This is a genomic window from Acinetobacter sp. EKM10A (genome assembly GCF_011075215.1).
Classification (GTDB): Bacteria; Pseudomonadota; Gammaproteobacteria; order Pseudomonadales; family Moraxellaceae; genus Acinetobacter; species Acinetobacter baumannii.
Genome location: NZ_JAALLK010000001.1, coordinates 181815 through 197507 on the forward strand (window position 1 = coordinate 181815; position 15693 = coordinate 197507).

12 protein-coding genes are annotated in these 15693 nt (G+C 38.9%); 8 read left to right on the plus strand and 4 right to left on the minus strand.

Features of this window, described 5'->3' with window-relative positions; genetic code table 11:
• Positions 1–23: 23 nt before the first annotated feature.
• Entirely contained in the window at positions 24–509 is a 486-nt protein-coding gene (locus tag G9371_RS00855) for an Lrp/AsnC family transcriptional regulator (RefSeq protein ID WP_000357090.1), read from the minus strand.
• A gap of 134 nt (positions 510–643) precedes the next feature.
• On the opposite strand from G9371_RS00855, the gene G9371_RS00860 reads away from it, so the two are divergent.
• The 8 genes from G9371_RS00860 (at position 644) to blp2 (ending at position 12735) form a co-directional block, all read left to right on the plus strand.
• Complete coding sequence (locus tag G9371_RS00860) at positions 644–2365, plus strand: alpha-keto acid decarboxylase family protein (RefSeq protein ID WP_000469453.1); 1722 nt, start codon at positions 644–646, stop codon at positions 2363–2365.
• Positions 2366–2505: 140 nt separating this feature from the next.
• Positions 2506–3885 carry an amino acid permease gene (locus tag G9371_RS00865; protein WP_000339843.1) on the plus strand — a complete coding sequence of 460 codons (1380 nt, stop codon included), beginning with the start codon at positions 2506–2508 and terminating at the stop codon, positions 3883–3885.
• Positions 3886–4341: 456 nt separating this feature from the next.
• Positions 4342–5373 (plus strand): substrate-binding domain-containing protein, encoded by a 1032-nt coding sequence (locus G9371_RS00870; protein WP_001238906.1) that lies wholly within the window; start codon positions 4342–4344, stop codon positions 5371–5373.
• A 100-nt stretch (positions 5374–5473) separates the two neighbouring features.
• Positions 5474–6853 carry a phosphate ABC transporter permease subunit PstC gene (pstC, locus tag G9371_RS00875; protein ID WP_001050723.1) on the plus strand — a complete coding sequence of 460 codons (1380 nt, stop codon included), beginning with the start codon at positions 5474–5476 and terminating at the stop codon, positions 6851–6853.
• Positions 6850–8247 (plus strand): phosphate ABC transporter permease PstA, encoded by a 1398-nt coding sequence (gene pstA, locus G9371_RS00880; RefSeq protein WP_000107954.1) that lies wholly within the window; start codon positions 6850–6852, stop codon positions 8245–8247. The genes pstC and pstA overlap by 4 nt, the downstream gene beginning before the upstream one ends.
• 13 nt (positions 8248–8260) lie before the next feature.
• Entirely contained in the window at positions 8261–9163 is a 903-nt protein-coding gene (pstB, locus tag G9371_RS00885) for a phosphate ABC transporter ATP-binding protein PstB (protein WP_029424573.1), read from the plus strand.
• A 147-nt stretch (positions 9164–9310) separates the two neighbouring features.
• Entirely contained in the window at positions 9311–10273 is a 963-nt protein-coding gene (gene sohB / locus G9371_RS00890) for a protease SohB (RefSeq protein WP_000897188.1), read from the plus strand.
• Positions 10274–10548: 275 nt separating this feature from the next.
• Entirely contained in the window at positions 10549–12735 is a 2187-nt protein-coding gene (blp2, locus tag G9371_RS00895) for an Ig-like repeat protein Blp2 (protein WP_000196846.1), read from the plus strand.
• A 49-nt stretch (positions 12736–12784) separates the two neighbouring features.
• Here the strand turns inward: blp2 and G9371_RS00900 are convergent, their stop codons facing one another.
• From G9371_RS00900 to hflD, 3 genes are all read right to left on the minus strand, one after another.
• Positions 12785–13426: a DUF2238 domain-containing protein gene (locus G9371_RS00900; protein WP_000570321.1), complete on the minus strand. Its 642-nt coding sequence runs from the start codon at positions 13424–13426 to the stop codon at positions 12785–12787.
• An 82-nt stretch (positions 13427–13508) separates the two neighbouring features.
• A complete protein-coding gene (purB, locus tag G9371_RS00905; RefSeq protein ID WP_029424572.1) occupies positions 13509–14897 on the minus strand; it encodes an adenylosuccinate lyase in 1389 nt (462 codons plus the stop codon).
• Positions 14898–14951: 54 nt separating this feature from the next.
• A complete protein-coding gene (hflD, locus tag G9371_RS00910) occupies positions 14952–15686 on the minus strand; it encodes a high frequency lysogenization protein HflD (RefSeq protein WP_000229973.1) in 735 nt (244 codons plus the stop codon).
• Between the last annotated feature and the right edge of the window lie 7 nt (positions 15687–15693).

Here is a 15693-nt window from a genome sequence, read left to right on the forward strand (position 1 = left end):
TAAGAGTGAAAAGCTGAGTTACTTTATTGAGAGTGATGATAGCTCATGCTTTTAGGCTTGATTAAAAAATGATTCTGTTCTTTAATTTTTTTCAGAACAATGTAAGACTTTATGTGCCCTATAAAATTATAAGAAAGCAATCTTTCAGTCACAAATTGAGAAAGCTGTTCTAAATTTTCAGCAACGACTTTTAAAATAAAATCAGCATCGCCACTAATTGAAAAAGCATCCTGAATGTTATCTTCAGCTTCAATCAGCTCTTGGAAAGCTTGCTGTGATTTCGCCTCGTGTGTTCTTAAGTTTATGTGAATCATCGCTGTAACTTCCAGCCCTAGCGCCTGTTGCTGGATGCGTGCCGTATAACCAAGGATCACGCCTTTTTGTTCAAGCAATTGACGTCGTCTTGAACATTGAGAAGCAGATAAACCGATTAAATCTCCAATTTCCTGATTGGTGAGTCTTCCATTCTTTTGTAGTGCCTGAATGATTTGCCAGTCGAACTTATCCATTGCATAAAATCCTTTTATGATACACAAATCATGTATTTTTATTAAAATGCGTTTTCATTATGCACGAAATCTAAAAGATAGATGAAATATTATTTTTCTATGGAATAAAAATTGGTCTCAAAGGATATAGAGCAATGTTCATAGAAATTGGTGAATTTTTAAATCTTCGTCTAAAACAAATGGGTATCCAACATCTTTTTGGTGTACCTGGTGATTTTAACCTCTCATATCTAGAACAAGTTGAAGCAGACCCACAACTCGAATTTATTGGAAATTGTAATGAATTAAATGCTGCCTATGCAGCAGACGGTTATGCACGAATTAACGGTTTTTCTGCCTTGGCAACCACTTATGGTGTAGGTGACTTAAGTGCTATTAATGGTATTGCCGGTGCCTATGCAGAAAATGTACCTCTTATTCATATCTCAGGTATTCCACCTTTACATGCAGTTCAAAAGGGCACTCTCATACATCATACGTTAGTTGATGGTAACTACGACAACATTATGAACTGTATGAAAGAGTTCACAGTTGCCCAAACTCGTTTAACTCCTGCAAATGCAGCTTCTGAAATTGACCGCGTATTGCGTCAGTGTTTCCTTGAACGCCGTCCTGTACACATCCAACTACCTGGTGATATTACTCACGTTAAAATTGAAGTGTCTGAGCGTCCGCTCGACCTAAGCTACCCAGCTGTTGAACCTGAATTATTGCAAAGTGTGGTAAGCAAACTTTGTGACATTATTGAGAATGCTCAAAGTCCAGCGCTTTTAATTGATAATGAGGCTTCAGTTTTTGGTGTAACTTCACTTTTAAATGATTTGTCTCAGAAATGCTCAATTCCATTTGCAGGTATGAATACTGCAAAAAATATTATGGATGAAGGATCACCACGCTACATTGGCACTTATGTGGGTGGGGCAAGCCAACCGCATGTGAAAAATATCATTGAACAGTCTGACTGTTTAATTGGTGTTGGCGCACGCTTTACCGATGTAGGCTCAGCTGTATTTACGCATCAAATTGAGACCAAGAACTATATCGAAATTAAATCTTATGGCTTAAATATTTTTGGTCAGGATTTTCCGGGTATTGAAATTGGACAATTACTTGTCGAGCTAAATAAAAAAGTTGCGCCACGTAAATCGTCAATACCTTTTCTTGAAAAACAACCTCAGAAAGTAATTGAAGCGCCAGCTCAACAGAAGCTTAGCCAAGATGTGCTTTGGAACTACATTTCAGGGTTCTTAAAAGAAGATGATGTGATTATTGGTGAAGTAGGAACATCAAACTCTGCTTTGTCAGGTATCAAACTTCCTGCTACAGCTAAATATATTGCGCAGCCGCTTTGGGGTTCTATTGGTTATACCTTGCCAGCTTTGCTTGGTAGTTTGTTAGCTGCCCCTGAGCGTCGTCAAATTTTGTTTATTGGTGACGGTTCGTTCCAGCTTACGGTACAAGAACTCTCTACGATTATCCGCCATGGTTTAAAACCAATTATTTTCTTGTTGAACAATGGCGGCTACACCATTGAACGTTTAATTATGGGTGAAAACGCTGCCTATAACGACGTACAAAACTGGAAATACACTGAAATCCCAGCAGTATTTAACGGTAAAAAAGGCCATACAACTTATGTGGTTGAGACTGCTGGACAGCTGAAGAGCGTTTTAGACAACGTTCAGCAAAATGATCAATTAACCTTTATTGAATTGAAACTACCAGCAATGGATGCACCAGTGAGTTTGAAAAAATTTGCTTCTGTGATTGCACGTTTTGACTACGGTGATCGCGGCTACGAAATTTTAAAGGAGCGTTCCCAACCAGTTAAATGTAAGGATGCAATCTCTTTTTAAATAGAAGATAGGACACGTCTTCTCAAAAATTAAATGGACTCATACTAAAGCAACTTATGTCCGAAGGTCGGTTTCTGGCCTTCGGATATGGTGCTGAATAAAGGTGTACAGGAAGTGACACCAACATTGGAGATAATGTTATGGATGCAAACAATAAGCACGAGTTAAAACAAGGCTTATCCAATCGGCATATTCAACTCATCGCACTCGGAGGGGCGATCGGAACAGGGTTATTCTTAGGTCTATCACAAACAATTAAACTGGCAGGTCCTTCAATTTTATTGGGATATGCAATTGCAGGAATTATTGCCTTTTTGATTATGCGTCATTTAGGTGAAATGGTTGTTGAAGAACCGGTAAGCGGCTCTTTTAGTTATTTTGCGAACAAATACTGGGGCAAAATGGCTGGTTTTATGTCTGGCTGGAACTACTGGGTTTTGTATGTACTGGTGAGTATGGCCGAACTGAGTGCGATTGGTACTTTTATTCAGTTTTGGTGGCCAGAAATTCCGACATGGCTGACCGCTCTATTTTTCTTTATTTTAATTAACGGCATTAACTTGGTAAATGTCCGCTTTTTTGGGGAATCGGAGTTCTTATTTTCCTGCATTAAAATTGTTGCGATTTTAAGTATGATTGGCTTCGGTGCTTATCTTTTACTTTCAGGCTCAGCAGGTCCGCAAGCGGGTGTTGCAAATTTATGGCAACACGGTGGTTTCTTCCCGCATGGTATTCATGGCTTTATTATGGCTTTGGCTGTCATTATGTTTGCATTCGGTGGTCTAGAACTTATCGGTATTGCTGCGGCTGAAACAAAAAAACCTGAGACAACAATTCCAAAGGCAGTAAACCAGATTGTTTATCGCATCCTAATTTTTTACATTGGTGCAATCGGTATTCTTTTATGTCTTTATCCATGGAATATGGTGGCAGAAGGCGGTAGCCCGTTTGTCTTAATTTTCCAGTCCCTCAATAGTAATGGCGTTGCGAATGTTCTGAACTTTGTGGTTTTGATTGCTGCTATTTCGGTTTATAACAGTTGTATTTACTGTAATAGTCGTATGTTGCATGGTTTAGCAGAGCAAGGCAATGCGCCAGCAATTTTGAAAAAAGTGAACAGCCGCGGTATTCCGGTCCCTGCAGCAATTGTGTCTGCTTCAATTACAGCAGTCTGTGTAGTGGTCAACTATTTAATTCCAGGTCAAGCTTTTCAGCTCTTTATGATGTTGGTTGTGGCTGCGCTTGTTATTAACTGGCTTATGATCTCAGTCACGCATTTGAAATTTACCAAAGCAATGAAATTGCAAAAGCGTCAAACCAAATTCCAAAGTATTCTTAGCCCATGGAGTAATTATTTAACTATTAGCTTTGTATGTTTCATTCTCATTATTATGGCGATGACACCAGATATGAGACTCGCTGTTATTTTGGGGCCTATCTGGCTTGCGGTTTTAGCGATTATGTATTTCTTTAAGTATCGTAAAAAAATGGTCGCAATGCCGGAAGTACAATCAAACTAATAAGCTAAATTTACAGTGATATTGCGGTTATCTGACATAAGGCAGGTAACCGTTTTTGTTTTGTCATAATATTTTCATGTTCGGGCGAAATAATTTTTTTAAAAATAAAGGTGTCACGTAAAAAATTGAGAATTGTGTCAATAAAATAATTTTGTAACATCAATTCATTAAATTACTTAAGTTTTTATAATTTAAGCATAATTATAATTTTATTATTTTGAACGTTTGTCATATTTCCCATTAAATCTAAATAGCAAAGGACTTATAAAATCATCTTAAATAATTGATATAAAATAGATTTAAAAATGTGACAATGAACATTATAAAAATCATGAAAGCGTCATAATACTGTAACTTATTTGTCATATTTTCTATTCACAATGCAGCTATCGAAGAGCGTACAAGCACTCAACAAAAAGTGACGTACAACCTATTGCATTAATGAGAGAGAACAGAATGCGCTTAAATCCACGTCAAATCGCAATTGCATTAGCAGTAACTGGGGCCGCTGTAACAACGACTGCAAATGCAGCTCGTGATACGATTCAAATTGCTGGTTCTTCAACTGTATTACCATTTGCCAGCGTTGTAGCTGAAGAGTTCGGTAATACATTCCCTCAATTTAAAACTCCTGTTGTAGGTTCTGGTGGTTCTTCTGCTGGTTTAAAACAGTTCTGTCAAGGTGTTGGTGACAACACAATCGATGTTGCAAACGCTTCTCGTAAAATTAAAAGTACTGAAATCGAAGCTTGTAACAAAGCTGGTGTAAAACAAATTCAAGAAATCAAAATTGGTTATGACGGTATTGTGTTTGCCTCTAGCTCAAACAAAGCAGCTTATAAATTAAAACCTTATCATGTGTTTGCTGCTTTAGCTGCACAGTTACCCTCAAAAGGTAAATTGGTTCCAAACCCTTATACAAACTGGAACCAAATTGACAAATCACTTCCTAATGAGCCTATTACGCTTGTTATTCCTGCGTCTAACCACGGTACACGTGAAGTTTTCCAAGAGAAAATGGTTGAAGCTGGTTGCGAAGCGTATGAATACTTCAAGAGCCTAGACAAAGACGCTCAAAAGAAAGCGTGTTCTACTTTCCGTAAAGACGGTCGTGTAATTGAAATTGCTGGTGACTATACAGAAACTCTAGCTCGCTTAAAAACTTCTCCAAGTGCAGTAGGCGTATTTGGTTTAAGTTTCTATGACATGAACCGTGACAAGTTACGTGTAGCGACAGTAAACAACGTAGTTCCTTCTGAGAAAACTGTGTTAAATGGTACATACCCTGTATCTCGTCCACTATACTTCTATGTAAAAGGCGAGCACTTAAAATCAGTTAAAGGTTTACCACAATACGTAGAATACTTCCTAAGCAAAAAAGCGACTGGTAAAGGTTCTAAAGCTGAGCGTGATGGTTTAATCGCGATGTCTGATGCAGAACGCGCTAAAGTTTTAGCTGACTTTAAAGCAGGTAAAACTGTTAAATAAGTTGGTTTGAATAGGGGCTGGTGATCTCAAGCGATCATCAGCCTTTTTGTCTAACACGTTTTTCCCAAATTATGACAATTGAGAAAACAGTGGAGAATACATGAATCTGCTACTTATCGGTGTGTTGTTAGCCCTTGTGGCAATTGCATATCAACTTGGGCTGAGAAAGAGCCGCCACCTAGCAGGTAAGGGAAGCAACTCGGCGACATTACATTCTCGTCCTGGTTATTATGGCGCACTGGTTGGGCTTTGGTGCGGTATCCCTGCTTTTTTAATTTTGATCATTTGGAACTTGGTTGAGCCAAGTATTTTAAATCATATTATCTTTAACAACGTACCTGCTTCTGTGACAGCTTCTCTAGATGAAGCAGCAAGAAGTGTACTTGTTGATCGAGTTCAAGCGATCGCTTCTGGTTTTGGGGTAAGTGATCATCCCGCGGCTTATGAGTTGGCTGCTGCTCAGCAATATGCAAAATTTCAAACCATTGGCTCTTTTGCCAAATTTGCTGTTGTTGTCTGTGCCGCTTTGTTGGGCTTAGTGTGGGCAAAGAAAAAAATCAGCCAAGAATATCGCGCACGTAACCAAGTTGAGCGTGCAATTAATGTTGGTTTAATCTTATGTTCTGGCGTTGCAATTTTAACCACGATCGGCATTGTAATGTCGATGTTTGGTGAGGCAATGCACTTCTTCCATTTTGTAAGTCCAATCGACTTTTTCTTTGGTACAGAATGGAACCCTGGTTTTAGTACTTCAGGTAATGCAGAAGGTAGTTATGGTTTATTACCATTACTATGGGGCACGCTCATGGTCAGTGGTATTGCCTTATTAGTTGCTGTACCTGTTGGCTTAATGATTGCTATTTATTTAGCTGAGTATGCTTCGCCGTGGTTACGCTCATGGGCAAAACCTACCATTGAAGTTTTAGCGGGTATTCCAACAATCGTTTATGGTGTTTTTGCCATGATGATTATTGGGCCATTCTTTAAAGCTGCTGGTGCGTATGTCGGTATTGAAATTAATGCAACCAGTGCTTTGACTGCCGGTTTTGTAATGGGAATTATGATTATCCCATTCGTTTCATCTTTGTCTGATGACATTATTACTCAAGTTCCTCGCGCACTTCGTGATGGTTCGTTAGGGCTGGGCGCAACCAAATCAGAAACGATTCGCCAAGTGGTTTTACCAGCAGCTTTACCGGGTATTACAGGGGCATTTTTATTGGCTGTTTCGCGTGCCGTAGGGGAAACCATGATTGTGGTTTTGGCAGCAGGGAACAGTCCACTTCTACATGCAAATCCGTTTGAAGCTGTTTCGACAGTTACCGTAACCATTGTAAAACAGTTAACGGGTGATACTGATTTTGCGAGCCCACAGGCCTTGGTGGCATTTGCACTGGGTTTAACACTCTTTGTGATCACTTTAGGATTAAACATTGTTGCACTGTACATTGTGCGTAAATACCGTGAGCAATACGAATGAGTACATCAAATACATCGTCTCCTATGGATCAGAACGTATTTGATCCACAAGCCGCTGCTCAGGCACGTGATCGCCGTAAAAAAGTGATTGAAAAATCATTGGCTAAACGTCACCGCAAAGAAAAAGCTTTCCGCTTTGCAGGTTTGTCAGCAGTTGTTATTGGTCTTGCATTCGTTGCGCTACTGTTTGGCAGTATTTTGGCAAAAGGGTTACCGGCATTCTGGCAAACCAGTATGAATGTACCGGTCTACTTCGATCCTAAAGTAATTGATGCAGGTCCAGTGCCAGTACGTACACAAGGTGAAACACCTGCACATTACCAAGAACGTTATGTTGATTGGCAAACGAAAATGGGTATGGTCGATTGGGATAGCCTGATCGTAAATGGCATGATTGCTAAAGACCCTTCACTTGCATCACAACGCGATTATTTAAGTAGCCTTTATGCAAGTTCTGAAGCTTATCGCTTACGTGATATGGTGTTTGCTGACCCATCACTCATTGGGAAAAAAGAGAACCTAACTTTCTTGGGTGATGCCAATGTAGATGTATGGCTGAAGGGTAATATTGACCGCTCATTACCAGACGATCAACAACAACTTGATCCGGAAATCCGCAAGTTGGCAGATGACCTTAAAGCAAAAGGTGTACTTGAAAATACCTTTAATACCACTTTATTTAAAAATCCTGACTCTCGTAGTTCACCAGCGATTAGTGGTCTTGCAGGCGCATTCATGGGGTCATTATTCATGATGCTGATTGTGATCATTATCTCGATTCCAATCGGTGTTGCCAGCGCAATCTATCTTGAAGAGTTTGCTCCAAAGAATGTCATTACAGACATTATTGAAGTCAACATTAATAACCTTGCTGCTGTACCTTCAATCGTGTTTGGTTTGTTGGGTGCTGCAATCTTTATTGGTTGGATGCATTTACCGTTGTCAGCTCCTTTTGTCGGTGGTTTGGTATTAAGTTTAATGACACTACCAACAGTCATTATTACAACACGTGCTTCTTTAAAAGCTGTGCCACCTTCAATTCGACAAGCTGCCCTAGGTTTAGGTGCGTCTAAAGTACAAACCGTTTTCCATCATGTTTTACCGCTAGCGTTGCCCGGCATCATGACGGGTGCAATTATTGGTGTTGCACACGCACTCGGTGAAACTGCACCTTTACTTTTAATCGGGATGAGTGCATTCGTTGCAAGTGTTCCAACCACCCCATTTGATCAAGCAACTGCTTTACCTGTCCAAGTTTATCTATGGCAAGGTAATGAGTTGCGTAACTTCTTCGAAGGCCGTACTGCTGCTGCGATTATCGTACTTCTTGCATTAATGATTGGTTTAAACAGCCTTGCAATTTGGTTACGTAAAAAGTTCGAAGTGCGTTGGTAATAGAGGATAAATCATGAATACTATTGATATTACGAATTCCTTAGAAAAGGATAAGTTAGTGAATACTGAACAATCTCAACTTACAGATACACAACTGCATCATGGCACTTCGTACGTTTCGCATTTTGAACCACATGCTTCAAAAAAGCCAAACTCAACCGAAATCAAGATCAGTGCACAAGATGCCCATGTTTATTATGGTGACTTTGAAGCGATTAAAGGCATCGATTTAGATATTTATCAAAATGAAGTAATTGCGTTTATTGGACCATCAGGCTGCGGTAAATCGACTTTCCTGCGTACTTTAAACCGTATGAACGACACGATTGATGGCTGTCGTGTGACAGGTAAGATCACTCTAGATAACAAAAATATCTATGATCCAAATCTGGATGTTGTATTACTGCGTGCACAAGTTGGTATGGTGTTCCAAAAGCCAAATCCATTTCCTAAATCTATTTTTGATAACGTGGCATATGGTCCGAAGCTACACGGTTTAGCACGTGACAAATATGACTTAGAAGAAATTGTTGAAAATAGCTTGCGTAAAGCAGGTCTATGGGAAGAAGTGAAGGATCGATTAAACCAACCGGGTACTGGCTTATCTGGTGGCCAGCAACAACGTTTATGTATTGCACGTACGATTGCAGTAAGTCCAGAAGTGATCTTGATGGATGAACCTTGTTCTGCGCTTGACCCAATCGCAACGGCAAAAGTGGAAGAGCTGATTTCTGAACTGTCTGATCAATACACAATCGTTATTGTAACGCACTCGATGCAACAAGCAGCGCGTGTTTCAGACCGTACTGCTTACTTCCATTTAGGTGATTTGGTTGAAGTAAACTCTACAGAGAAAGTATTTACTCAGCCTGACCACCAATTGACAGAAGCGTACATTACTGGCCGTTTCGGTTAATTGTTCGTTGTAAAAGAAAAAGAGCCTAGTGCTCTTTTTTTTATTTAATAAATGAAAATGACTCTATTTTGCAAAATCGCTATTGAATTTTAATCAAAAGAACCACATCTTAAGGCTATAAAGACAAACTTATGAGCATAGAATTTTATGTTATTCCATTTGCCTAAACTCCCTGCGGAAATACGTGTTAGTCATTTAAATGCACGTGTAAATGAACAGAGAAAAAAAATTGCACAAACCACAGCAAGTCGTTTAGAGCTTTTACAATTGGCTCAACAACTTGCAAAAGAAGCTAAAATTCGCCGTAAGAACAACCAGAAAATTTTTGTTTTAGATTTTAAAGGTGACATTCAGGCATCTGCGGTTGAAAACCTTCGTGAAGAAATCACCCTTATTTTAGCAACGGCTAAAGCTGGACGTGACCGTGTTGTGGTACGTCTTGAAAGTCCGGGTGGTATGGTTCATGGATATGGTTTGGCGGCAGCTCAATTGGTTCGTTTGCGTGATGCAGGTTTTCATTTAACGATTTGTGTTGATAAAGTCGCTGCAAGTGGTGGCTATATGATGGCTTGTATTGCAAATGAAATTATTTCTGCACCGTTTACTGTCGTGGGTTCGATTGGTGTTGTGGCTCAGGTACCAAATTTTAATCGTCTTTTAAAAGAACATAACGTGGACTTCGAACTTTACACAGCAGGGCAATATAAACGTACTGTCACCATGTTTGGTGAGAATACTCCTGAAGGTAAGGCGAAATTTGAAGAAGAGCTACAACAAACGCATGTGTTGTTTAAGCACTTTGTAGAGAAATATCGTCCACAGCTTAATGTAGACAAGGTTGCTACAGGTGAACATTGGTATGGTCAAGATGCACTTGATTTAAACCTTGTAGATAAACTACAAACTTCAGATGAGTATCTATTAGCATTGTTACCTCAACATGACGTATATGTAATTAATACCCGTAAAAAAGCAACTTTGGGTGAAAAATTAGGTTTGCAAGCAGCTCAAATGGCAGATAGCCTGATTCCGGCTGTAATGAATAAAGTGGCTGATACTTTAGCAAAAGCGAATTCAACTTTAGTTCAAATGCGCGATACTAAATTTTAATTAAGATATATTTTCAAATTAAAGAGTGCCTTTTAGGGGTGCTCTTTTTTATGCAAAAGGTTAAAAGAATTTGATTTGAATTGCCGGAACGACAATTCACTTTTATAGAAAATAGATATTGAATAAAGATTCAAAAAAAATTGTTGATAAATATACTTATTGAATTGTGATAAATAAGTGATTTTGATATTTTAGGCAACAATAAAATAGCTTTTAGATGATCCATTTAAAAGATAAACATTTAAAAATATAACTGAAATTTAGGACAGGAAATAATGACAAGAATAATTGTAGCATCCAAAGAGGGTTTGGACGTTCTGCAAGATGGTCAGCTCAATAAGGTGGTTTTAAACCAACCTACTATTATTCAAATTGGTGTAAGTCAAAAAGATATCGCATCGATGGAAAAGCAGGGTGGAAGTCTAGTCATCCATTTAAAAAATGGAGAAACAATTGTCTTAGAAAATTTCTTTAATGAAGCAACGAATACAACAGAGCATTCACTCGTTTTTCCAACTGAACAAGGAAAATTTGTTGAAGCACAATTTGATGCTCAAGGTAAGGTTATAGATTATAGAGGCTTAAATCATGTTACGGATTTGGCCTATACCAGTACCAGCCCTTCAACTGCAACAATGGCTGTTGATAATGATCCAAGCTTTTCGATGGGTAATGTACTAAAAGCAGGCTTAGCAGTTTTAGCCGCTGAAGGTTTATATCTTTGGGCATTTGATAAAGATGATAAAGATGATTCACCCAGTACTCCCGATTTAATAGCACCTGCTGCTCCTACAGCTACGCTTGCTGATGATACTGTGACAGTGACTGGCAAAACTGAAGCAAATGCAAAAATCTACATTAAAGATGCAGCAGGTAATACAGTGGCCTCAGGTGTTGCTGATGCGAGCGGAAATTACACGATTAAATTAGATAAGCCGTTAGTGAATGGGGATAAATTAAATGTTATTGCCCAAGATGCGGCTGGAAATAATTCTAAAGTTACTGTGGTAACAGGAACAAAAGATACAATTGCCCCAGATGTTCCACAAGCTCAATTGAGTGATGATGGTTCCTTAGTGACAGGTAAAGCAGAAGCAAATGCAAAAATCACTGTTTATGATGCCACTGGCAAAGTATTAGGAACTGTTTTTGCGAATAAAGATGGTATTTATTCTGTAAAACTTACTCCACCATTAACCAGTGAAGCGGGCGGTAAAGTGGTTGCCGAAGATGCTGCGGGTAACAAATCTGAGGAAGTTAAAATTATTGCGGGTAAAGATACCATACCACCAGCATCTCCTTTTGTTGAAGTAAATAAAGAAGGATCGGTAATACATGGTAAAACTGAAGCAAATGCAAAAGTTCAAATAAAAGATGCCGATGGTAAAGTAATTGGAAGTGGGACCGCCGATGCTCAAGGTGAATTTCAAATTACACTTTCACCTGCTTTAAAAGAGGCGCAAAAGGGCACAGTGGTTGTGGAAGATGCTGCTGGTAATGTATCTAAACCAGTTGAAATTACGCCAGGCTTTGACTCGATTGCACCAGATAAACCGACTGTTCAAATTAATACAGATGGTACTTCTGTAACCGGTACGGCTGAGGCCAATGCCAAAATTGAAATTAAAGATACAACAGGGAAGGTAATTGGTAGTGGAACAGCGGATGCGAATGGAAAATTTACAATTTCTATTTCACCAGCTTTAACGGATAATAAACATGCTTCGGTATCAGCTATAGATAATGCTGGAAATAAGTCTGAAGTTGTTGATATTGTAGGTACAAAAGATACAACACCACCAGCAAAACCTATATTAAATAGCGTAGATGATGATGTAGGCGCTGTTAAAGGAGCTATAACGGCTGGTTCTGAAACTGACGATGCTAGACCAAAACTTACAGGCTCAGGTGAAGCAAATGCAACTCTTACGATTTATGATAATGGTGTTGCAATTGGAGTTGTGACGGTAACAAGTGGTAGATCTTGGTCATTTACATTTGATAAAGACTTAGCTCTTGGTAAGCATACTATTACTTTGACTCAAACTGATGCGGCAGGCCTTACCAGTGAGGCAAGTTCTCCTTTTACCTTTTATGTAGTTGCACCGAAAACTGCGAGCCTGTCTGAAACTTCAGTAGATACTTTAAGTACAGAAGGGCCATCTTTGGCAGATAGTGTCGGATTGCATACTTTAAAGGCAGCGCAAAGTACAACAACTGAGATGAATAACCCGCAGAAATCGGTTCCTTTAGATGATTTATTAAAAAGTTCTATGGCTAGTGAATCAGACCCAATCGCAAAGCTTCTCTCATCAACAGCGTTAAAAACGACTCAGGCATCTGAGCCAATCGAAGTAAATGCATCAGTTGGTCAGACAACATCAAATCCTGATCATCCTTTACCTGATACAACTTCTTCGGTTTTACAAAACCTTTTAGATCAAACTTATCCAGTTGTTTAGGGTATTTGAGACTACATGTAAAAAGCGCTCAATGAGCGCTTTTTTAATTTTAATTTATTGTTTGATTTTTTGGTGTTGTGAGAAGAGCGATTAGCCCATAGAGGATTGCGCCAATTGTAGCGAGTAACATGTCTTTATGTGCATCCCACATATCACCTTGTTGCCCATTATAATTTTCAGCTTGTTCAGGTGATAGCCCGATTGCAATTGCCCATTCGATCAGTTCATAAAAGACACTAGACGCCATCACAAACTGGACTACAAGTAAGAATAAAGAAAAAGGACGTGCAGTGGGTAACCATACTTGGAATACACGATAAATAAGAGGATAGAGCAAAACACCATAGGCAAGATGAACTAAACGATCATACATATTGCGGGACCAGCCCATATATTGATCTAGGTTGAAATGGAACACCTGTTGTATCCAGTCATTGTATGGAACGTAGGAGTAGAGATAGTGAGCACCAATAATATGGATTAATAAAAACAGTAGATAAAAAGTAAAACTTAAGAAATCCAGTCCAATTTTTTTGAAAATAATAAAAAGCAGAATCACCATAAAAACAGTGCCAGCTTGATGAAGCAAATAAGCCTCAAACTCAAGTGGTTGAATACCTGAAATGATAATGGCAATAAAAAGCAGGCCAAGTGCAATATAGTGTTTAACTTTGAATTCTTTTTCGATCATTTTATAAATAAGTCTTTATTCTGATTTGTATGAGTGTAATAAAAAAGCGAAGCCTAAGCTTCGCTTTTTATAACTTTTTTAATTAGATTTTGCTAATTAATTCGTTAATTTGTTTAGCTTGTTCAGCAGCATTACCTGTGTAAGTTGCAGGTGTAAGCTCAGCTAAGCGAGCACGCTCTTCACTTGGTACTTGAGCAAGTTCGTTACCATTTACGAAGTCAACCATCATGTCACGCGTCATTGCTTGACCACGAGTTAATGCTTTTAACTTCTCATATGGTTTTTCAACGTTATAACGACGCATAACCGTTTGAATTGGCTCTGCAAGAACTTCTTGAGCTTGGTCAAGATCTTCATTTAAGCGGTTTGCATTGAGTTCAAGTTTACCAATACCTTTTAAGCAAGCATCAAAAGCAATTAAGCTTTGAGCAAAACCAACACCCATGTTACGAAGTACAGTTGAGTCAGTTAAGTCACGCTGCCAGCGAGAAATTGGTAATTTTTCGCCTAAGTGAGCCAACACTGCATTTGCAATACCTAAGTTACCCTCAGAGTTTTCAAAGTCGATTGGGTTAACTTTGTGCGGCATAGTGGATGAGCCAACTTCACCTTCTTTAAGTTTTTGCTTGAAGTAACCTAAAGAGATATAACCCCATACGTCACGGTTAAAGTCGATCAAAATTGTATTGAAACGACGTAACGCGTCAAATAATTCAGCCATGTAGTCGTGTGGCTCAATTTGAGTTGTATATGGATTAAATGTTAAACCTAAAGATTCAACAAAAGCTTGTGAATGCGCTGGCCAATCCACATTTGGATAAGCAGAAAGGTGAGCATTGTAGTTACCTACAGCACCATTGATTTTGCCTAATAATTCAACATTTTCAAATTGTTTGATTTGGCGAGCTAAACGATATGCAACGTTCGCCATTTCTTTACCCAAAGTTGTTGGGCTAGCAGTTTGACCATGTGTACGAGACAACATCGGTTGTTCAGCATGAGTTGTAGCTAAAGCAGAGATTGCATTTAAAATTTGCTTCATGCTTGATACTAAAACTTCACGACCGTTTTTAAGCATAAGTGCATGAGACAAGTTATTGATGTCTTCTGATGTACAAGCAAAGTGAATGAACTCACCTGCATTTTGTAATTCAGCAATACCTGCAATTTCCTCTTTCAAGAAGTATTCAACTGCTTTTACGTCATGGTTAGTTGTGCGTTCAATTTCTTTAATGCGGTTCGCATCTTCTTCAGAGAAGTTGCTTACGATTGCATCTAGTGCTGCATTTGTTTCAGCTGAGAAAGGAGCAACTTCAACAATTTCCGGACGGTTAGAAAGCGCTTGTAACCAACGCACTTCCACAGTGACACGAGCATGAATTAAACCAAACTCAGAAAGAAAAGGGCGTAGCGCATCACATTTGCTGGCATAACGTCCATCTAATGGTGATAGTGCGGTTAAAGCGTTCATAACGATTCCTTAATGCTGGAATAAACATAAAACAAAAATAATCTCGTTACAGCCTTAGATAACTTGGTACTGTAAACGAGCAAGTGCTTGAATATCCTGTAGCAATTTACGTTTGCTAAAAATCATGTTCCATGAACTACCGCCGAGTTGTCGCCATAAATGGGCCATTTGTAGCCCCGTAAACAGACAAGCACGAATACGGTTGGTATGGTTGGTATCTTTAAATGCCTCAGCATTACCACGAACAAGAATGCGTGGATTAATCTGTCCGGCAGTATCAACATAGGTTTGCGCCAAATTGGCTAAAATACTTGGGTGTAAATAGTTATTATCAAAAAAAGAAAGCTGTTTTAAAATCTTCTGCTGCGCTTTTTCAATAATCGCCACATATTCAGGATTGCTATAGACCTTTTTCTCTAACTGCAAAAGTGACATCGCATAAGACATTGGAAGTTTTGCACTACGCATTTTAGGCAAGCGAGATTTAGGCGCATTGGTAAAAGGCTGAGTGATACAATTTTCAAGAGTTTTAAGACCCAACGAAATATCAGCCAATTGATTAAAAAAATCCAACGTCTGAACAGTATTATTATTTGTTGTAGGGCGAATATTTAAACTCGCCTTTATTAATAACTCAAAATAAAAGTTACCACTTTCACCAATACTTTGCTGACCTGTCATGGCGGTCATATGCGTAAGCTGGGTCGCTTGAAATACCCCAGCCAAGGCAAGGGCACGGTTTTGGCGAACATTCAAGGCTTGTGATTGTTGAAAGGGTAACTCCACCATGCCATTC